Origin of the sequence: Bacillus sp. FSL R5-0560, from assembly GCF_037966305.1 — a bacterium.
Lineage (GTDB): Bacteria > Bacillota > Bacilli > Bacillales > Bacillaceae > Bacillus > Bacillus mojavensis.
On record NZ_CP150195.1, the window covers coordinates 1176254 to 1196605 of the forward strand.

A 20352-nucleotide genomic window follows, 5' to 3' on the forward strand; every position below is an offset into this window, starting at 1 on the left:
GATCAGATTGGTCATTTTCGTCAATGTTCGATAAAATATAAACAGATAAAAAGAGAGGGGTCTTCTAATTTGGGAGCAGAGTTTTTAGTAGGCAGGTCCGGGAGTGGAAAAACGAAGCTGATCATCGACAGCATTCAAGATGAACTGCGCCGGGCTCCATTCGGGAAACCGATCATTTTTCTAGTCCCGGATCAAATGACGTTTTTAATGGAATACGAGCTTGCTAAAACGCCTGATACGGGCGGCATGATTCGTGCTCAAGTCTTCAGCTTTTCACGACTGGCCTGGCGCGTCCTCCAGCATACGGGAGGAATGAGTAGGCCGTTTCTTACGAGCACGGGCGTACAGATGCTCCTGCGGAAGCTCATTGAAGAGCATAAACAGGAGTTTAGAGTCTATCAAAAAGCAAGTGACAAAAGCGGTTTTACCGCACAGGTAGAACGGATGCTGACTGAGTTTAAGAGATACTGTCTGGAACCGGAAGATATTCGCCGGATGGCGGATAGCGGAACAGCTTCCGAGTATCGAGGGGAACGTGTTTTATCTGAAAAGCTTCATGATTTATCGATTCTGTACCAGCAGATGGAAAAAAGCCTAGAAGGTCAGTATCTTCATTCTGAGGATTATTTGACACTATTGGCAGAGCATATCCCGCAGGCGGAAGATTTGAAAGGGGCACATGTCTATGTAGACGGCTTTTATCAGTTTACACCGCAGGAATTCAGGGTGTTAGAGCAGCTTATGCTTCAGGCAGAGCATATCACGTTTTCACTCACAGCGGACAAGCCGTCACATGAGAGGGAGCCGCAGGAACTTGATTTGTTCAGAATGACGGGAAAAACGTATTATCGCCTGCACCAGACGGCAAAGGAACTGAATCTGGACATCACCTATAAAGAGCTTGATGGATTAAAGCGGCACAAGTACGTACCGGAATTAGCCCATTTGGAAGCACAGTATGAAGCGCGTCCGGTTATTCCGTTTGCTGAGAAACAAGAGGCTTTTACCGTGATGCAGGCCGCAAACAGACGGGCAGAGCTGGAAGGTATTGCCCGGGAAATCCATAGTCTTGTCAGAGAGAAGGGCTACCGTTACAAGGATGTGGCGATTTTAGCGCGTCAGCCGGAAGACTACAAGGATATGGTCAAGGAAGTATTTGCAGATTACGAGATTCCTTATTTTATTGACGGGAAAACATCTATGCTGAACCACCCGTTAGTGGAGTTTATCCGGTCAAGCCTTGACGTATTAAAGGGGAATTGGCGTTATGAAGCAGTGTTCCGCTGCGTGAAAACCGAACTGTTATTCCCGCTTAACGAGCCGAAGGCCAAGGTAAGAGAGCAAGTTGATCAGCTGGAGAATTACTGTATCGCTTACGGCATCAAAGGCGATCGCTGGACAAAGGGCGACCGTTTCCACTACAGACGTTTTGTGTCGCTAGATGATGAATTTGCGCAGACCGATCAAGAAATTGAAATGGAAAACATGCTGAATGACACGCGCGATTGGATTGTTCCGCCGCTGTTCCAGCTGCAGAAACGAATGAAAAAAGCAAAAACGGTTCAAGAGAAGGCGGAGGCGCTTTACCGTTATTTAGAAGAGACGGATGTGCCGCTGAAGCTGGATCAGGAAAGACAGCGGGCTGAGGAAGACGGCAGAATCATTGAAGCACAGCAGCATCAGCAGGCATGGGACGCTGTCATTCAGCTGCTTGAGGAGTTTGTGGAAATGATGGGCGAAGATGAAATTTCTCTTGATTTGTTTCAGCAGATGATGGAAACCGGTGCAGAGTCGCTGACATTCTCTCTCATTCCTCCGGCGCTTGATCAGGTGTTTGTCGGCAATATGGATTTGTCCAGAATATACGGTACCTCATGTACCTTTGTGGTTGGGGCAAACGACGGCGTCCTGCCGGCTCGCCCTGATGAAAATGGCGTGCTGTCGGATGATGATCGTGAGTGGCTGAAGACGATAGGTATTGAGCTTTCCTCCGGCGGGCGGGAGCGTCTGCTTGATGAGCATTTCCTGATCTATATGGCGCTTTCTAGCCCATCTGACCGCCTTTATGTGACGTATCCGATTGCTGATGCGGAAGGAAAAACGCTTTTGCCGTCGATTGTCATCAAGCGGCTGGAAGAACTGTTTCCGCAGCATCGCGAGCGTCTATTGACAAATGAACCGGAGCAGGTCAGCGATGAGGAACAGCTAATGTACCTTGTCAATAAAAGTGTGGCGCAATCATACACCGCTAGCCAGCTCAGATTATGGACGAGGGAATATGAGATCAGCGACGTCTGGTGGAGCGCGTACAATGCGCTGATGAATGAACCTGACAGGCTGGAGTCGAAAAAGCTTTTCTCAAGCCTGTTTTTCCGCAATGAAGTCAAGCAGCTTGAACGTTCTGTATCGAGACAGCTCTATGGTGAACGTATTCAAGGGAGCGTGTCGAGGATGGAAACTTTTAACGCTTGTCCTTTCTCCCATTTTGCGTCCCACGGGCTGCATCTGAAGGAACGTCAATTTTTCAAGCTTGAAGCACCGGATATCGGGCAGCTCTTTCATTCCAGTTTAAAACTGATTTCAGACCGGCTTCGTGAGCAAAAAATAGATTGGCGCGACCTAACGAAGGAGCAGTGCGAGCTGTTTTCTTATGACGCGGTCGAGCGGCTGGCACCGAAGCTGCAAAAAGAAATTCTGCTCAGTTCAAACCGGCATTATTACGTGAAGGAAAAACTGCAAAAAATTGTGACACGCGTGTCCGGCATTTTAAGCGAGCATGCGAAAGCGAGCGGATTCGTGCCGATCGGCCTTGAGTTGGGCTTTGGCGGAAAGGGCCCGCTCCCGCCGCTTACCTTTAAGCTGAAAAACGGCTGTACGATGGAGCTCGTTGGGCGGATTGACCGCGTGGATAAAGCGGAAAGCTCTAAAGGCCTGCTCCTCCGGATTGTCGATTATAAATCCAGTGATAAAGGCCTTGACTTGGCGGAAGTGTATTACGGACTTGCGCTGCAAATGCTGACGTATCTGGATTTATCGATTACACATTCGTTAGACTGGCTAGGAATGAAAGCCACGCCGGCCGGGGTGCTGTACTTCCATATTCATGACCCGATGATACAATCGAATCTTCCGCTTGGACTTGATGAGATTGAACGGGAAATTTTTAAGAAATTTAAGATGAAGGGCCTCCTCCTCGGTGATCAGGAGGCAATTCGCCTCATGGATACAACCCTTCAAGAAGGAAGATCAAATATCATCAATGCGGGCTTGAAGAAAGACGGCTCTCTCAGATCGGATTCAGCAGCAGTCGGTGAAAAAGAATTTGAGCTGTTGACGAAGCATGTGCGCCGCACCTTCCAAGAAGCAGGCGAGCAAATCACTGACGGGCGCGTATCCATTGAGCCGTATAAAATGAAGAACAAGACACCTTGCACATACTGTGCGTTTAAATCAGTATGCCAATTTGATGAATCATTAGAAGAAAACGAGTATCGTCAGTTAAAGGCCGAAAAGGACAAGACGGTACTTGATTGGATAAAGAAGGAGGCTGATGGCAATGAACATTCCTAAACCGGCAGACAGCACATGGACAGATGACCAGTGGAATGCCATCGTCTCAACCGGCCAGGATATCCTTGTGGCAGCGGCGGCAGGATCTGGTAAAACGGCTGTTCTTGTGGAAAGAATGATCCGGAAAATCACGGCGGAAGAACATCCGATCGATGTAGACCGGCTTCTTGTTGTCACCTTTACAAACGCCTCAGCTGCAGAGATGAAACACCGGATTGCGGATGCACTGGAAAAAGAGCTGGTAAAACGCCCAGGTTCGCTGCATATCCGACGCCAGCTGTCTCTATTAAACCGGGCCAGCATTTCAACGCTTCATTCGTTTTGCCTGCAGGTGCTGAAAAAATATTACTACCTGATTGATCTTGATCCGGGCTTTCGGATTGCTGATCAGACAGAAGGCGAACTTCTCGGGGACGAGGTGCTTGATGAGCTGTTTGAGGATGAATATGCAAAGGGCGATAAGGCGTTTTTTGAGCTTGTCGACCGATACACAACTGACCGGCATGACTTAGATCTGCAATATCTCGTGAAACAGGTGTATGAGTATTCCCGTTCCCACCCGGATCCGGAAACATGGCTGAAAAGCTTTGTTCATTTGTATGATGTAACAGAAAAGAGCGCGATCAGGGAACTGCCGTTTTATCCATATGTCAAAGAAGATATTGCGATGGTGCTGGAGGGAGCAAAGGAAAAGCTTCAGCGTGCTCTTGAGCTGACAAAAGCGCCGGGCGGACCTGCGCCGCGCGCTGAAAATTTTCTCGATGATCTCGCGCAGATTGATGACCTGATTGAGCATCAGGATGACTTCAATGAACTTTATAAGCGCGTGCCCGCTGTCTCCTTTAAGCGTGCAAAAGCGGTGAAAGGGGACGAGTTTGACCCCGTCTTGCTTGATGAAGCGACAGACTTGAGAAATGGCGCCAAAAAACTCCTTGAAAAACTCAAAACCGATTACTTCACCAGAAGCCCGGAGCAGCATTTAAAGAGTTTGGCTGACATGAAGCCTGTCATTGAAACACTCGTACAGCTTGTCATCAGCTACGGGAAAAGGTTTGAAGCCGCAAAGCAGGAGAAATCGCTCATTGATTTTTCTGATTTGGAGCATTATTGCCTGTCCATCTTGACCGCTGTGAACGAAAAGGGTGAACGTGAACCAAGTGAGGCGGCAAGATTTTATCAGGAGCAGTTTCATGAGGTGCTCGTCGATGAATATCAGGATACCAACCTGGTGCAGGAATCCATTCTTCAGCTCGTCACAAGCGGGCCGGAAGAGACAGGAAACCTGTTTATGGTAGGAGATGTCAAGCAGTCGATTTATCGATTCAGGCTTGCGGAGCCGCTCCTTTTTCTGTCTAAGTACAAACGGTTTACAGAGAGCGGAGAAGGGTCGGGCCGGAAAATCGACTTGAACAAAAACTTTCGAAGCAGGGCTGATATTTTAGACAGCACAAACTTTTTGTTCAAACAGCTGATGGGCGGCAAAATCGGCGAGGTCGATTATGATGAACAGGCTGAACTGAAACTCGGCGCGGCGTATCCGGAAAACAATGAAACGGAAACCGAGCTGCTGCTGATTGACAAGTCCGAGGAGACGGACGCAGGAGAGGAAGCGGAAGAGCTGGAAACGGTACAGTTCGAAGCAAAAGCGATCGCCAAGGAAATACGCAAGCTGATCTCATCGCCATTTAAAGTATATGACGGGAAAACGAAGACACACCGCAATATTCAATACCGCGATATCGTGATTTTGCTGCGATCCATGCCGTGGGCGCCGCAAATCATGGAAGAGCTGAGAGCTCAGGGCATACCGGTTTACGCCAATTTAACATCAGGCTACTTTGATGCGGTGGAAGTGTCTGTCGTGCTTTCTGTCCTGAAGGTGATTGATAACCCGTATCAGGATATTCCGCTTGCTTCCGTTCTGCGTTCACCGATTGTCGGTGCTGACGAGAACGAACTGTCTTTGATCCGGCTTGAAAACAAAAAGGCGCCATACTATGAAGCAATGAAAGACTATCTGGCAGCCGGCGACCGAAACGATGAGCTTTATCCAAAGCTGCAAACGTTTTACGGGCATTTGCAAAAATGGCGCGCATTTTCGAAAAACCATTCGGTGTCCGAGCTGATCTGGGAAGTGTACCGCGACACAAAGTATATGGATTATGTTGGCGGAATGCCGGGCGGAAAACAGCGGCAGGCTAACTTGCGCGTCCTCTATGACCGGGCACGCCAATATGAATCGACGGCATTTCGCGGCCTGTTTCGTTTCTTGAGGTTTATCGAACGCATGCAGGAACGCGGCGATGACCTGGGAACGGCGAGAGCGTTAAGCGAACAGGAGGATGTTGTCCGCTTAATGACCATTCACAGCAGCAAAGGGCTCGAATTTCCAGTCGTCTTCACAGCGGGACTTGGCCGGAATTTCAACATGATGGATCTCAACAAATCCTATCTGCTGGACAAGGAGCTTGGGTTTGGCACGAAATTTATCCATCCTGAATGGCGCATCAGCTATCCGACGCTTCCGCTCATCGCGATGAAGAAAAAAATGCGCAGGGAGCTGCTGTCTGAGGAATTGCGTGTGCTCTATGTTGCTTTAACGCGGGCAAAGGAGAAGCTGTTTCTTGTCGGTTCATGCAAGGATCACCAGAAACAGCTGGCAAAATGGCAGGCATCGGCATCCCAAGCTGACTGGCTCCTGCCGGAATTTGATCGCTATCAGGCGAAAACGTATTTGGATTTCATCGGACCTGCTCTTGTCAGACACAGAGACTTGGAGTCTTTGGCTGAGGGCGGTGCGGCAGCGGCTTCTGATATATCAGGCCATCCGGCCCGCTTTGCTATTCAAATGATCCATTCATATGATCTGCTTGATGATGAGCTGGAAGAGAGACTGGAAGAAAAAAGCGAACGTCTTGAAGCGATCCGCCGTGGTGAACCGGTTCCCGGCCCGTTTGCATTTGAGGAAAAAGCTCGCGAGCGGCTGGCCTGGAAGTATTCGCATCACGAGGTGACACAAATTCGCACGAAGCAGTCTGTTTCTGAGATTAAGAGAAGAAGAGAGTACGAAGACGAATACAGCGGACGGGCCCCCGTTACACCGGCTGATGGAAGCATTCTGTACAGACGCCCGGCTTTCATGATGAAAAAAGGCCTGACAGCAGCAGAGAAAGGAACAGCTATGCATACGGTCATGCAGCATATTCCGCTGACACATGTGCCGACGACAGAAGAAGCGGAGCGGACAGTGCGGCATCTTTATGAAAAAGAGCTGCTCACCGAAGAACAGCAATCCGCTATCGATATTGAGGAAATCGTTCAATTTTTCCATACCGAAATTGGCGAAAAACTGATCGGCGCTAAATGGAAGGACCGTGAAGTTCCATTCAGTTTGGCGCTTCCGGCAAAAGAGATTTATCCTGATGCGAAAGAGGCGGATGAGCCGCTATTGGTGCAGGGGATCATCGATTGTCTCTACGAAACAGAGGACGGCTTATATTTGCTGGACTATAAAACAGACCGGATTGAGGGGAAATTCCAGCACGGCTTTGAAGGAGCAGCCCCGATCCTGAAAAAGAGATATGAAACGCAAATTCAGCTGTACACAAGGGCCGTTGAACAAATTGCTCAAACGAAGGTAAAAGGGTGTGCGCTTTATTTCTTTGACGGAGGGCATATTCTGACTTTATAACGAGATCCATAGGCTCCGGGGATTCAGACGGAGCGGATCTCGTTTTCTATACAAAAGAGAGGTGAACACATTTGCGGATTTTACATACGGCTGACTGGCATCTTGGAAAAACCCTTGAAGGAAGAAGCAGGCTGAGTGAACAGGCGGATGTATTGGACGAACTGAATACAATCGTAAAGGAAGAGCAGATCGACGCCATTGTGATGGCGGGTGACGCGTTTGATACCGTGAACCCGCCGGCTTTAGCCGAGCAGTTATTTTATGAAAGCCTGTCCGCTCTCAGTGACAGAGGAAAGCGCCCAATCGTTGTCATTGCCGGAAACCATGATAATCCTGACAGGTTGTCCGCTGCTTCACCGCTGACACATGAGAACGGCATTTATTTAATCGGCTATCCGACAACTGAACCGCTTCATATAGAAGTGCCCTCAGCAGGGGAGCTTTTGGCTGTCGGAGCGCTGGCATACCCGTCTGAGGCAAGGTTAAATGAAGTTCTTTCCGATACATTTGAGGAGAAACTTCTCCGTGATCACTATGATGTGAAAATCAGGCAGGCATTTGAGCAGATCACAAGCCGCTTCCGAAAAGACGCCATAAAGATTGCCGCCAGCCATATTTATGTTGCGGGCGGCAACCAAACGGACTCGGAGCGGCCGATTGAAGTCGGCGGCGCTTATACGGTGGCCGCTGAAAGCCTGCCGGCGGAGGCCGCTTACGTGGCGCTCGGCCATTTGCATCGCCCGCAAACAATCAAACGGGCAAGGACGCTCGCGCGGTATTCTGGATCTCCGCTGGCCTATAGCTTTTCTGAGGCAGGCTACGCCAAATCGGTGACCATTGTAGACGCAAAGCCGGGCGAAGAAGCCTCTTGGCATGAGGTTTTATTATCAAGCGGCAAGTCTCTTGTAAAATGGAAAGCGGAAAATGGTTTAAGCGAGGTATACAGCTGGCTCGATGAAGGCAGGGATCAGAATGCCTGGATTGATCTTGAAATCAGTGTAACGGACCAGCTGTCACTTGAAGACATTCACAGGCTCAGAAAAGCACATCCGGGTTTTGTCCATATCAGGCCGGTCTTTGAAGAACAAAACATTGAGCGCGAACGGATCGAGGTTAAGCATGTGTCCATCGAAGACCGTTTTAAGAAATTTTATGAAAAACAGACAGGCGGCGCAGTGCCGGATGCTGAAATGGTAAAGCTGTTTTTAGAGCTTGCATCAGGCGCAGAAGATGAGGAGGAAGCAAGATGAAGCCGATCGCCTTAACGATAAAAGGGCTCCACAGCTTTAGGGAGGAGCAGACGATAGATTTTGACAGCCTTTCCGGTGCAGGTGTTTTCGGTATTTTTGGGCCGACAGGAAGCGGTAAATCCTCGATCCTTGATGCGATGACCCTTGCTTTATACGGAAAGGTAGAGCGGGCGGCGAACAATACGCACGGGATCTTAAACCATGCGGAAGATTCGCTGACTGTTTCCTTTACCTTTGCGCTTCAGACGAATCATCAAACCTCTTACAAGGTCGAGCGTGTGTTTAAGAGAACGGATGAAATGAAGGTGAAAACAGCGCTTTGCCGTTTTATCGAGATCAAGGATGAACAAACCGTGCTTGCTGATAAGGCCAATGAAGTGAATAAAAGAGTCGAGGAGCTCTTGGGGCTGACCATCGATGACTTTACAAGAGCGGTTGTGCTGCCGCAAGGGAAGTTTGCTGAATTTCTGTCTTTAAAAGGAGCGGAACGCAGGCATATGCTTCAGCGTTTATTCAATTTGGAGCAGTATGGAGACCGCCTTGTGAAAAAGCTGAGACGGCAGGCGCAGGAAGCCAATGCGAGAAAGAACGAAATGCTTGCAGAGCAATCGGGTCTCGGCGAGGCGAGTTCAGAAGCGGTTGAACAAGCGGAACAAGCGCTTGGACAAGCGGAAGCCAAACTGGAATCAGTGCGGAAGAATCGTGATCTAGTAAAAGACCGGTTTGCTGAGCATCAAGAGATTTGGAATGGCCAAAAGGAAAAAAACGTTTATGAAGCAGAGAAAAAGCGGCTTGAAGAGGAAAAGCCGCATGTCGACAGCATGCAAAAACGCTTGGCGGAAGCGGAAACAGCAGCCGCTCTAAAGCCGTATGCGGACCGGTACTTGGAAGCGGTACAGCATGAGGAGAAGGCTGCGAGCGAAGAAGTGCTTGCCCAAAAGGATTTAACAGAACGCACCACTTTCTTTCAGCAAAAGAATGAAGAATATGAAGCGTGGCGCCGGCATAAAAGCGAGAAAGAGCCAGAGCGTTTAGCTGAGCAGGAACAGCTCTTCCGCTTGCAGGAGATCGAAATCAAATGGAGAGAGGCCCAGCAGGAGGCAGAGCGCAAACAGGCTGAACTTCAGCAGAAGGCCGAAAATCTTCAATCTGTCATGAAGGAATTAGAAACCGTGACAGACCGTCTTATAAGGGGACAAAACAGACAGGCTGAATTAAAGCAGCAGCTCAAAACCTTGCAGGTAACCACTGATGAGCGGAAAAGATGCCAGCAGGCCGCTGAAATGGCTTTGCGGATCAGACAGACTGAGGAGCAGCTGGCAAAAGAGAAAAAGCGAATTGACGCATTGAACCTTGTATTACAGAAGATGAACGAGGAAAAGAATACACTCGTACAAAAGGCTGAAGCGGAAGAAAATAAAATCATACAAGCATATGAGGCTGTTCAAGCCGTGTATCATATGGTCTGTGAGACGGAACGATCACTCACGCGAACTGCTGATCAGGCAAAACAGAGACAACACACACTTCACACTCAGCGTGAGAAAGCAAGAATGGCGGCACTTACCAAGGAGTTATCGGAAAAACTTATGGACGGAAAACCTTGCCCGGTCTGCGGTTCAACTGAACATGATCCGTCAGCCTCAGCACATGGGACATATGAGCCGGATCACAATGTTGAAGCAGAAATCAAACAGACAGAAGATTTGCTGTCAGCAGCGGCGGCGCTCAGTCAGGAGATTCTTTCTGCCAAAATCACACTTGAAGAGCAGTCCGCCCGCTTTCTTGAGCAGTGTCCGTTTTTGAAATCGATTCAAGCGCCGACCCTTGAGGCAGCTGCTTCCTACGAGAATCAGCCGGTGCAGGAAGCATTTCATGCAGCGAAAATAGAATGGAAGCAAATCAAACAGGACATCCTGTCAGTCAAAACACGAATGACCCAAATGATCGGCACATATCAGGAATCATTAAAAAAAGCCGAGCAGCTAAACGAAAGAATGAGTTATGAAAAACGAGAGGCTGACCGTATTGGCAGCATAATAGCAGAGCTTCAGTCCTCGATGGACAGCCAGCAGAAGATGTTTCATGAATCATTTGAAGGCCACTCTCTGGATGAAGCGGAAAAATGGCAGCAAGACATTGAAGAAAAGGACCGGGCTGCGGAAGAATGCGAGAAACGAATTGAACGAAGCATCGCTTTTCTTTCTGAGCATGAGTCACAGAAGGAAAAGCTGCGGGAATCGAGCCATCAGCTTGAAAGGGAAAAACTGGAGCTTCACTATGCCGCAGAACGGGCGAAGAGTGCCATAGCAGATTATAAGAAGGAACTCGGGGACTATATAAAAGAGGATTCCATCCAAACGAAGCTCCGCTCAGTTCAGCAGGACCTGAAGTATTTAAAAGAAAAAGAGCAATCTCTATATGAAGAGCTGCAAAGCGCTCAAATGATGCTCAATCAGGCAAAAAGCCGTGCTTCAGCAAGCGAGCATACGCTTAAGGAAGCGGAAGATAGGTTGAAAAAAGCGGAAGCGGATTGGCTTGAACAAGCGGAAAGCACCCGCTTTGTCCGGGCTGACGAGGTAGAATACAGCCTCATCCCAGCCGATGAGCTTGAAAAGATCAAAGGCAGTATTGACCAGTTTTTGGATAAATGTAAGCAAAATGCCGCAAACTTAAAACGTGTATCTGATAAGCTCGCCGGCAGATCCTTATCCGAGAGTGAATGGAACGAAACCGTCACGTCATTAAAAGAAGCCGAGGAGGCATTTGGGACTGCTTTGGAAGAAAAAGGGGCAGCGGCTAAAGCACTGGCTGTGATCCGCGACCAGCACAAACGTTTCAATGAAATTGAGGCTGAGCTGAAGAAATGGCAGACCCATATCGACAGGCTGGACAAGCTTCAAGCAGTGTTTAAAGGCAACACGTTCGTCGAATTTTTAGCTGAGGAACAGCTTGAAAGTGTTGCAAGGGATGCGTCAGCACGGCTCGGCGTGCTGACAAGACAGCGTTATGCCATTGAAGTGGATTCAGAAGGCGGATTTGTGATGCGGGATGATGCCAATGGAGGCGTCAAGCGCCCGGTATCAAGCTTGTCGGGAGGGGAGACCTTCCTTACCTCGCTTGCTCTTGCTCTCGCACTTTCTGCGCAGATCCAGCTCCGCGGTGAATATCCGCTGCAGTTCTTTTTCTTGGATGAAGGGTTTGGAACGCTTGACCAAGATCTGCTAGATACGGTTGTCACTGCCTTGGAAAAACTGCAGTCAGACAATCTGTCTGTCGGCGTGATCAGCCATGTGCAGGAACTGCGGGCACGGCTTCCGAAAAAGCTGATCGTACATCCGGCTGAACCTAGCGGACGCGGCACAAGGGTAACACTCGAGATGATGTAAGGGGGACGCGGATGTGGCAAAACAGACTGTCGGGATATGTGAGCTATGCGGCCGGAGCGATGTCCAGCTGACAGAGCACCATCTCACACCGAAGGAAGAAGGCGGTACGTTCCTGCCGACTGCGATGCTTTGCATCCCTTGCCATAAACAGATCCATGCCTTGTATACAAATCAGGAACTGGCAGTTCGACTGTCCGGTATAGAAGAGCTCAGAAGCGATCCAAAGCTTGCCCGGTTTGTCAAATGGATCAGAAAACAGCCGCCTGAAAAGCTGATTAAAACAAAGAAGTCCAATGAACGGAAAAAGAAAAAATAAAAAGCAGCCCTCTCCTTGCAGAGCGGCTGCTTTTTATCCGTTTCCAACCATATCCTGATCGCTGACATCGGGGTCTATATAATTTGTCGCGTTGACTGCGTTGTTTAAAAGAAGGAAATCTCCCGTGTTTCCTGCTCCCGAACCGAGCGCAGATTTTGAAGAGCTTTTCGGAGAAAGGTAAAAAGAATCACCAAAGTTCACGACTCCGCCCGATATGGAATTGATAGCTATAGGCCCGACAATTGCTGGCATAGACGACACCCTTTATAGAAGTCTCTGTTTATTATATGCCCGTGCCGGACGATTGTGAGTTTGGGGGAATAATCTGGCGGATATGTTTAATCCGCGCGTCGCCGCGTACGACCGAAGCTGAGCCTGCATGAAAAACGGAAGAGGATGAGACCCCTTGAATTTTGATGTTGCGGACATGAATGACAGGCACCTCATGGCAAAAAGCGGTTTGCACGCCCGTTTCCGGAAGAAGCTTCACAGCGTGCTGCTCAAAAATAGGATAATCCTTTCTATTAAATGAGCCTTCATTTTCATAAAATGTTGAAAGCGAGCGCTGAACAGCGAGCACTTTTATTTTCATATCGATTTCGTTTGTATCGCCTGCTTGAAATACGCTTGCTATACCGAGAGAGTTAAATTTAATCTGTCTGATGTGGGATAGACGCTTAAGCATGATTCGACGGCAGCGGAGCAAACGGACCGATAATAAGAGATTCAGGCGGCGTATCGAAAATGGAAGATAAATAGATGGATTCTGCGTCTCCAATGTGGAAAACAGAGGAACTGGATACACCATTCATTCGGATATCTCCGACTTCGAGGCTGCGGTTGACGACGGTAAAGATCATGCTTGCTCATCTCCTTTCATCTCGGAGGGGATATGTTCGAGAAAATGTTCCACAGCACGGATCACATCACGCTTCACATGCTCAGCGATATGTTCCGCATATTGTTTGGGCGGTGTGTTTTCTTCTTTCTTAATATGGGACATATAATAGTGAATCCGGCTGTCTATTTGTTTTCTGATGTCCTCAATGACATGATGCCGATTTGTATCGTCAAGCCTGCTGTCATATTGGTTTTCTAGCTGCTCCAAAACAGCCGGGATTTCCTCGGTTAAGTACATGTCGACGTTCTGCCGGATTTGCTGCATGAGCTGGGCGCTCTCTTCCTGCTGCATCATTCCGATTTCCGGTGTAGTCTGGCTCACTTCAAAGTTTTGAACGCTGTTTGGGTCTGTCGGATTTAAACCGATATTCAGCGTGCCGTCGAGCCGTTCGATTTTCAGCTGATCAAATTTATATTCTACACGCTCAATAGTTGTGGTCGGCCGCTGTTTCATGGTATTCATTTCAGTTTGCATCTCTTTCAGCTGCCGTTCGAGCTGCTGAATATGCAGCGCCTGCTGCTGAACGAAGGAATTCAAGTTTTGCAAGTAAGAGGAAACAGATTGATCATACATGTCTTTCACCTCTTTCATATGATTAACGGCCAGGAGGCTGGAGCGGAACCAATGAACCTGTATCGGGCTCCTGTAATTCGACTGGCTGCCCCTGAGCGGAAACCTCGGGAGCCGCTTCTACATAGCTGCCTGTATTGTACAGGTTAGAAAGCGATTTAATAGACCCGGCGCTTCCGATTTGCAGAATGGAGGAGTTGCTGATGGATTCCAGCCGGAGATAGTTAATTTGAATGGTTTGATTGATATAAAAATTCATGAAGCATCACTCCTTTACGCATTGCCTGCGATCGGCTGATCAACCACATCATTGTCGTACACATTCGTTGCGTTTTTATAATTCATCACCTTAAGGCTGTCACCGGTATTAAAGCTGCCTGCCCCGGCAAACGTTCTGACCTCAGCTTGAGGAGAAATGGTAATGCAGTCTCCGATGTGAACGACTCCGCTCGTACCGACCGCATTAATTTTAAACGCTCCGACAATTGCCGGCATACGAGCACATCCTTTGTTGTTAAATTGAAAAAAGGCAGGTGAAATAAGGACAAGATTTGTTTCTGCTGGGCTATTCACGATAGCTTATGACAAACGCACATTTGTGTGAGAGAAAATTAAATGGGGACATGTCGGAGAGATTGATAAAAAAATCTGTTTATTTTTTTCAGGTGAAGGCTTAAACATTTCAGAAGCTGGTTATTGTATAGGGCCAAGCGGAAATGCGGCGATGCTGCCGCTGTCCGCCTGCGTGATTGTATATTGTTTTGCGTTGGTGTATGGGCAATAGAGGTACAGGAAATGTCTTTCGGAGTAATTCGTGCTGCTGGAGTGATATCGGCCGTGATGTTTCATGCTGATCCAGAAAGGATCTGCTGAATTGTTCAAAATCTGTTTTCAGGCGGCAAATTCTCGCCCAGAGGCATGTCTCAGGATGTTGCTCAGCAATATGCGGCGGGTGATGCAGGAAGCCTTTGAATACATATCATATGATCACACACGGGCGTTTTGCCCCCAAGAGGTGATTTCTTCTTTAATTCGAATATTGAGCAGGTTGTCGAGCTCTTGGCTGCATTGAATTGTTTCTTTTGAATTCATACCGTATTTTTGTGCTGTTTTAATTAGCATAACTCTCAGTTCTTCAATTTTTCTGTTCATGAAACAATCTCCAATTCTAGATTTTTATTGTGGTGCATACAGGATATAGATAGTATAACCTATTTTGGCTGAAAAGGTTGCCTTTCGTCAATTTGACTAAAAAAGCGACAATTTTTGCTGCGGTCTTTTTGACTTGCTTTGGTTGAGAAAGGACTATAGTCTTGCCAGATGTACTTGTAAAAAGTCCTGCCGCTCTTCGATTTCGCGCAGGATATTTGCTTGTTCCTTTTCTAACTGTAAGGGGCTTTTTTTTATGTGAGGATCATCGCCTGCTCTTTGACAAATGTCAAAATGCCAGTCTCTGATAAACGGAGACAGACGGTCGATCGTAAATTCCCGGCTCAGCACATTTTTCATGAGTGTGTGATATTGTGCTCGGAAAGCTGGAATGGAGAGAAGTCTTGACGCAAGTGTACGGCCGTTTGTCAATAGAGGGTCCTCTTCAGTAAATCCGTATGCGGCAAGCGCTTTTGTTTCCATGGGAGCGATGTGAAAGCGGCCGGACTCGTTCAAACAAAAGCCGTAATAAAAGGCTTGGCGGGTGCAAACGCTGCCGATTAGCCACAGAAAGAACAGCTTTACATCAAGATACATTTTAATTCGTTCGGCAAATTCTTCATCCTCCGCTGTGCAGATCAGCGTGAGAAATTCACGTAAGTATGCGGTCCGTTGTCTGTTTTCAATGGAAGCTTCGTGTTTGAAAACAGACAGCGGAACCCTCGGATCGGTATCCTTCACTTCATATATGGCTCCTTTCGGAAGCCGGAGATTCGTATCGAGCGCATCAATTTTTAAATAAATGCCTTCTCTTTGACCATTGATGATCAGGAAGATGTAGGAAGCATCCTGGGAAGCGACGCCAAGTTGATGAAAAAAACAATAAGCAAGCCTGCGCCGCATCAGTGAAGGATCATCTTGTTCTGCATTCAGATAAAACTTTTTTTCGCTGAGCGGCGACTGTTCACAGTTTATTTCATAGGACGCCTTTTGCAGGGTATCACGCTGTGTGAGAAGAATGGGAGAAACGGTTCTGTCTGTCAACATCAGTCCCTTGGCAGTCCCCGTTCTGTTAAGCTGCTGCCGACGAAAAAATAAATGTATGCTTTCCATATTCTTTCCTCCTCTTCAGACGCCATTTGTATGATATGTACAGCGAGCCAGTCCCGAAACGGGAATGAAAACACGCATTTGATAAAAAGGAATTTCAGTATTCGACAGAGAATAACTGAAGTAGAACTCTGATTTAAAAGATGATGGAGGAATAACATGAAATTTGCGACAGGGGAACTTTACAACCGAATGTTTGTCGGCCTGATCATTGAAGATGATAAAATTATGGATTTGCAAAGGGCTGAAAAAAAACTGTTTGAACTTGAGACGATTCCGGGATCGCTGATTGAATGTATCGCAGAAGGGGATAAATTTGTTGCGCATGCAAGGCAGCTGGCAGAGTGGGCGAAGAAACCGAATGATGAGCTTGGATCATTTATTTACTCATTATCTGACGTGAAGCTCCATGCACCTATTCCTAAGCCGTCAAAAAATATCATGTGCATCGGCAAAAACTATAGGGATCACGCAATTGAAATGGGCAGTGAGGCTGACATTCCGGAGCATCCGATGGTATTTACCAAATCGCCTGTAACAATCACAGGCCATGGTGATACGGTGAACAGCCATGAAGAAATCACATCTCAGCTTGATTATGAAGGAGAGCTTGCTGTCGTCATCGGAAAAAGCGGCACCCGCATATCAAAAGCAGACGCATATGACCATATTTTCGGATATACGATTGTGAATGACATCACGGCGCGGGATCTGCAAAAAAGGCATAAGCAGTTTTTTATCGGAAAAAGTTTGGATACGACATGTCCGATGGGACCTGTGCTTGTACATAAATCGTTAATTCCCGATCCGGAGCGCCTTAAGGTTGAAACGAGGGTCAACGGCGAGCTGCGCCAATCCGGCTCGGCAAGCGATATGATTTTCTCTGTCGCGGAATTAATCGAAACCCTTTCAATGGGGATGACGCTTGAAGCGGGAGACATCATTGCGACCGGCACGCCGTCTGGTGTAGGAAAAGGCTTTACACCGCCGAAATTTCTGCGGCGAGGCGATCAAATCGACATCACGATTGAACCCATCGGAACGCTGTCAAATCAAATCGGCTAATCATAAGGAGGGCGGCACAGGAACCGCCCGCTTTTTCTGTGGATCATCTTTGTGGCAAAGGACAAGTTCATGGTACTATAAGTGGGGTAATTTATCTGATAGGGGGAACCTGTATGACACATCTACATATTACGACATGGGTGGTGGCGCTGATACTGCTTTTCGTCAGCTACTCGCTCTATTCGTCAGGAAGTGCGAAGGGCGCAAAAATCACTCATATGATTCTGCGGCTATTCTATATCCTAATTATTTTGACAGGAGCTGAGCTGTTTGTCCGTTTCGCCAACTGGAATGGAGAATACGCCGGGAAAATGATTCTTGGCATTATCACCATCGGCCTGATGGAAATGCTCCTCATCCGCAAGAAAAAAGAAAAATCAACTGGAGGCCTATGGATCGGCTTTATCATTGTCCTTGTGCTAACAGTGCTGCTCGGTCTTCATCTGCCGATTGGATTCCGATTATTTTAATAGAAAAAGCTTGAACCCGGTTCTAAGAGAGTCGGGTTTTTTTGTATGGTTTCCCCCTGATATTCCAAATCATTTAAAATAACCTTAAAATTCCCTGTAAGCGGTATCTCGGCCTATGAAATTATGATACATTTCAAAAAGATTCATTATTTTACAGGAGGGATAACATGAAACGAAGAAAATTCAGCTCTTTTTTGGCGACAGTGCTTATTTTCGCACTGATCTTCAGCCTTTTTTCTCCGGGAATCAAAGCAGCAGCTGCCGGAACCATTGATGTAGCCGGTGTGCTGGAAAAAGGCAAGGAACAAACAGGAACCATGAAGGAGCCGGAACAGGCGAAATGGTATCAAGTGAATCCGGGAAAGGCAGATATTCAGAAAGACTCTCATATGGCATTGACTGTTAAGAGTGATGCTGTTCTGAATGTATCTGTCTACCCAAGCAAGGAAAAAGCGCTTAAGGATGAGACGTTTGACATGTACCGTTCCTACACAGCTGAGGATGGTAAAAGTGAAATTGTTTTTCCATACGCGTGGAGCGGTCCTTACTATGTGAAAGTTGAATACCTCGGAGAAGAAGAACCAGAGGACGGCGGAACGGCCGAAGCAGCTGAGGAAGCCAAATATACGATTGGATATACAGGCACCAAAAAACAGCCGTCAGATTTAGAGCAGGAAGAAGCTTGTCCGGTGGAAATGAGTGTCGATCAGAAAAAATCGGGAAAAAGCATCCTGGACAAGCTGAGAGCGATTCGTGATGAGCAGCTGAGCCAAACAGCAGAAGGCAAAGAACTGACAAGCCTTTACTACAAAGCGGCGCCGTTTATCGTGGCAAAGCTAGCACTCAATAAAACAGCGAGAAATGAAATCTATCAGGACCTTGTGACATTAAAGCCGCTGTTTGAGGATGTGTCAGAAAACGGAGCTTCTTCTTCATATAAGATGACTGAAAAGGATCAAAAAGCGATTAATCGGCTTTACGATACAGCTTTACAATCAGTCCCGTCTTTCCTTAAAGAGGAGATAAAGAAACAGGCGGAACGATTAAATATCAAGCAGCTGCAAGGCAAAACAGCAGGAGCAATTTTAACAGAAAACAAGATTGCGGCAAAAAGCGAAGTTCAGACAACAAAGGTCATTTTCAAGGTGAAGAACAATAAAAGCCTCTCATCCGTACATAACGAAATGAAGGGCTTTACTGCCAGCGCGCAATCGAAAAAAGACATTTCTAATGTGAAAAAGGCAAAGAAACTGTTTGACAACCTGTACTCTTTTGAACTGCCGAAGGATCAAAAGCAAAGCGGGACATATACGGCAAGCGCAAAACGCGTGAAAAGCGCTGCTGCGACATTATCCAAGATGTCTAACGTAGAGTTTGCGGAACCGGTTCAGGAATACAAAAGCCTGTCTAACGACGTTCAGTACTCTTACCAGTGGCCGCTTCGAAACAATGGTGAAAACGGCGGCATCAAAAATGCGGATGTCAAATACGAGCCTGCCAGCACATTGTTGTCCAAGCGCAAGCTGAACGATACATTGATTGCGGTTGTGGACACAGGTGTAGACAGTACGCTTGCTGATTTAAAAGGGAAAGTAAGAACCGATCTCGGACACAATTTTGTGGGACGGAATAACAATGCAATGGATGATCAGGGACATGGAACACATGTCGCCGGCATTATTGCCGCCCAAAGTGATAACGGTTATTCCATGACTGGCCTGAACGCCAAAGCGAAAATTATACCGGTAAAAGTGCTTGATTCCACAGGCTACGGAGATACTGAACAAATTGCCCTCGGCATCAAATACGCAGTTGACAAAGGAGCAAAGGTCATTAACTTAAGCTTAGGCGGAGGCTACAGCCGCGTGCTTGAATTTGCTTTGAAATACGCGGCTGACAAAAACGTCCTGGTTGCGGCAGCCAGCGGAAACGATGGAGCCAATTCCTTATCTTACCCAGCTTCCTCTAAATATGCCATGTCAGTCGGAGCGACGAACCGTATGGATATGACAGCAGACTTCTCTAACTACGGGAAAGGTCTCGACATCAGTGCGCCGGGTTCTGATATCCCGAGCTTGGTGCCGAACGGAAATGTGACGTACATGAGCGGAACGTCCATGGCGACACCTTATGCGGCGGCTGCGGCAGGACTGCTGTTTGCACAAAATCCGAAGCTTAAAAGAACAGAAGTGGAGGATATTCTGAAAAAGACAGCGGATGATATTTCCTTTGAAAGCGCCGACGGCGGAGAAGAGGAAATGTATGACGATAATGGCGATCCAATTGAAATTCCCCGCATCCCAGGAGTTGACTGGCATTCCGGATACGGCCGGCTGAATGTGATGCAGGCTGTCAGTGCTGTTGATTTACAGGTAAAGGTCAATAAGCTGGAAAGCACGCAAACAGCCGTCAGAGGAAAAGCGAAGGAAGGCACGCTGATCGAGGTGATGAGCGGCAAGAAAAAACTCGGGAGTGCCAAAGCGGGAAAAGACGGTGCATTCAAAGTCAGCATCCCGACTCAGAAACAAGATAAAGTCCTGCATGTGAAAGCCTCTAAAGGCGATGCAAAAACATCCTTACAAGTGGTTGTCGTGAAAGGAAAACCATCCGGCACACCAAAAGTAAAGGCTGTCAAAACGAAAGACACAGCAGTAAAAGGCACGGCGAACAGCAAAGCGGTGATCAAAGTGAAAGACAAATCGAAAAAAGTGATCGCTTCTGGTAAAGCTGACGCCAAAGGGGCCTTTACGGTAAAAATCAAAAAACAAAAAGCCGGGACGGTGCTGTACGTCACGGCAGCTGATACGGATAAAAAAGAAAGCAAGGCTGTAAAGGTTGTTGTAGAAAAATAAAGAAAAAGCGGTGCCGAAG

Annotated in this window: 16 protein-coding genes; 8 read left to right on the forward strand and 8 right to left on the reverse strand. The window is 47.5% G+C overall.

The window, feature by feature from the left end; genetic code table 11:
* Positions 1 to 69: 69 nt before the first annotated feature.
* From addB to hlpB, 5 genes are all read left to right on the forward strand, one after another.
* Positions 70 to 3570: a helicase-exonuclease AddAB subunit AddB gene (gene addB / locus NST56_RS05895; RefSeq protein WP_339180675.1), complete on the forward strand. Its 3501-nt coding sequence runs from the start codon at positions 70 to 72 to the stop codon at positions 3568 to 3570.
* Positions 3557 to 7261 (forward strand): helicase-exonuclease AddAB subunit AddA, encoded by a 3705-nt coding sequence (gene addA, locus NST56_RS05900; protein WP_339180678.1) that lies wholly within the window; start codon positions 3557 to 3559, stop codon positions 7259 to 7261. Before addB ends, addA begins: the two co-directional genes overlap by 14 nt.
* Positions 7262 to 7332: 71 nt before the next feature.
* The gene (sbcD, locus tag NST56_RS05905; protein WP_339180680.1) at positions 7333 to 8511 is read left to right on the forward strand and encodes an exonuclease subunit SbcD; all 1179 of its coding nucleotides are present in this window, start codon (positions 7333 to 7335) and stop codon (positions 8509 to 8511) included.
* Complete coding sequence (gene sbcC, locus NST56_RS05910) at positions 8508 to 11900, forward strand: exonuclease subunit SbcC (protein WP_339180682.1); 3393 nt, start codon at positions 8508 to 8510, stop codon at positions 11898 to 11900. The genes sbcD and sbcC overlap by 4 nt, the downstream gene beginning before the upstream one ends.
* A gap of 13 nt (positions 11901 to 11913) precedes the next feature.
* Positions 11914 to 12216: an HNH nuclease-like protein HlpB gene (gene hlpB / locus NST56_RS05915; protein WP_229147779.1), complete on the forward strand. Its 303-nt coding sequence runs from the start codon at positions 11914 to 11916 to the stop codon at positions 12214 to 12216.
* A 33-nt stretch (positions 12217 to 12249) separates the two neighbouring features.
* Here the strand turns inward: hlpB and NST56_RS05920 are convergent, their stop codons facing one another.
* The 8 genes from NST56_RS05920 to NST56_RS05955 form a co-directional block, all read right to left on the reverse strand.
* Positions 12250 to 12468, reverse strand: a complete 219-nt coding sequence (locus NST56_RS05920; protein WP_010333667.1) for a spore germination protein — start codon at positions 12466 to 12468, stop codon at positions 12250 to 12252.
* Positions 12469 to 12499: 31 nt separating this feature from the next.
* Complete coding sequence (locus NST56_RS05925; protein ID WP_268447685.1) at positions 12500 to 12901, reverse strand: spore germination protein GerPE; 402 nt, start codon at positions 12899 to 12901, stop codon at positions 12500 to 12502.
* The gene (gene gerPD, locus NST56_RS05930) at positions 12894 to 13076 is read right to left on the reverse strand and encodes a spore germination protein GerPD (RefSeq protein WP_010333669.1); all 183 of its coding nucleotides are present in this window, start codon (positions 13074 to 13076) and stop codon (positions 12894 to 12896) included. The genes NST56_RS05925 and gerPD overlap by 8 nt, the downstream gene beginning before the upstream one ends.
* On the reverse strand, positions 13073 to 13690 hold the full coding sequence (locus NST56_RS05935) for a spore germination protein GerPC (protein WP_339180684.1): 618 nt from the start codon (positions 13688 to 13690) through the stop codon (positions 13073 to 13075). Before NST56_RS05935 ends, gerPD begins: the two co-directional genes overlap by 4 nt.
* A gap of 22 nt (positions 13691 to 13712) precedes the next feature.
* Positions 13713 to 13946, reverse strand: coding sequence for a spore germination protein GerPB (locus NST56_RS05940; RefSeq protein WP_003224438.1), 234 nt, complete (start codon positions 13944 to 13946; stop codon positions 13713 to 13715).
* 14 nt (positions 13947 to 13960) lie between these two features.
* Entirely contained in the window at positions 13961 to 14182 is a 222-nt protein-coding gene (locus NST56_RS05945) for a spore germination protein (RefSeq protein WP_010333672.1), read from the reverse strand.
* A gap of 492 nt (positions 14183 to 14674) precedes the next feature.
* The gene (locus NST56_RS05950) at positions 14675 to 14839 is read right to left on the reverse strand and encodes an aspartyl-phosphate phosphatase Spo0E family protein (protein WP_229147781.1); all 165 of its coding nucleotides are present in this window, start codon (positions 14837 to 14839) and stop codon (positions 14675 to 14677) included.
* A 153-nt stretch (positions 14840 to 14992) separates the two neighbouring features.
* The gene (locus NST56_RS05955; protein WP_339180686.1) at positions 14993 to 15949 is read right to left on the reverse strand and encodes a CotH kinase family protein; all 957 of its coding nucleotides are present in this window, start codon (positions 15947 to 15949) and stop codon (positions 14993 to 14995) included.
* A 156-nt stretch (positions 15950 to 16105) separates the two neighbouring features.
* Between NST56_RS05955 and NST56_RS05960 the strand changes: the two genes are divergently transcribed.
* The 3 genes from NST56_RS05960 (at position 16106) to NST56_RS05970 (ending at position 20333) form a co-directional block, all read left to right on the forward strand.
* Positions 16106 to 17011, forward strand: a complete 906-nt coding sequence (locus NST56_RS05960) for a fumarylacetoacetate hydrolase family protein (protein WP_010333675.1) — start codon at positions 16106 to 16108, stop codon at positions 17009 to 17011.
* 113 nt (positions 17012 to 17124) lie between these two features.
* Positions 17125 to 17481, forward strand: coding sequence for a YisL family protein (locus NST56_RS05965; protein ID WP_010333676.1), 357 nt, complete (start codon positions 17125 to 17127; stop codon positions 17479 to 17481).
* 167 nt (positions 17482 to 17648) lie between these two features.
* Positions 17649 to 20333 (forward strand): peptidase S8, encoded by a 2685-nt coding sequence (locus NST56_RS05970; RefSeq protein WP_339180689.1) that lies wholly within the window; start codon positions 17649 to 17651, stop codon positions 20331 to 20333.
* Positions 20334 to 20352: the final 19 nt, after the last annotated feature.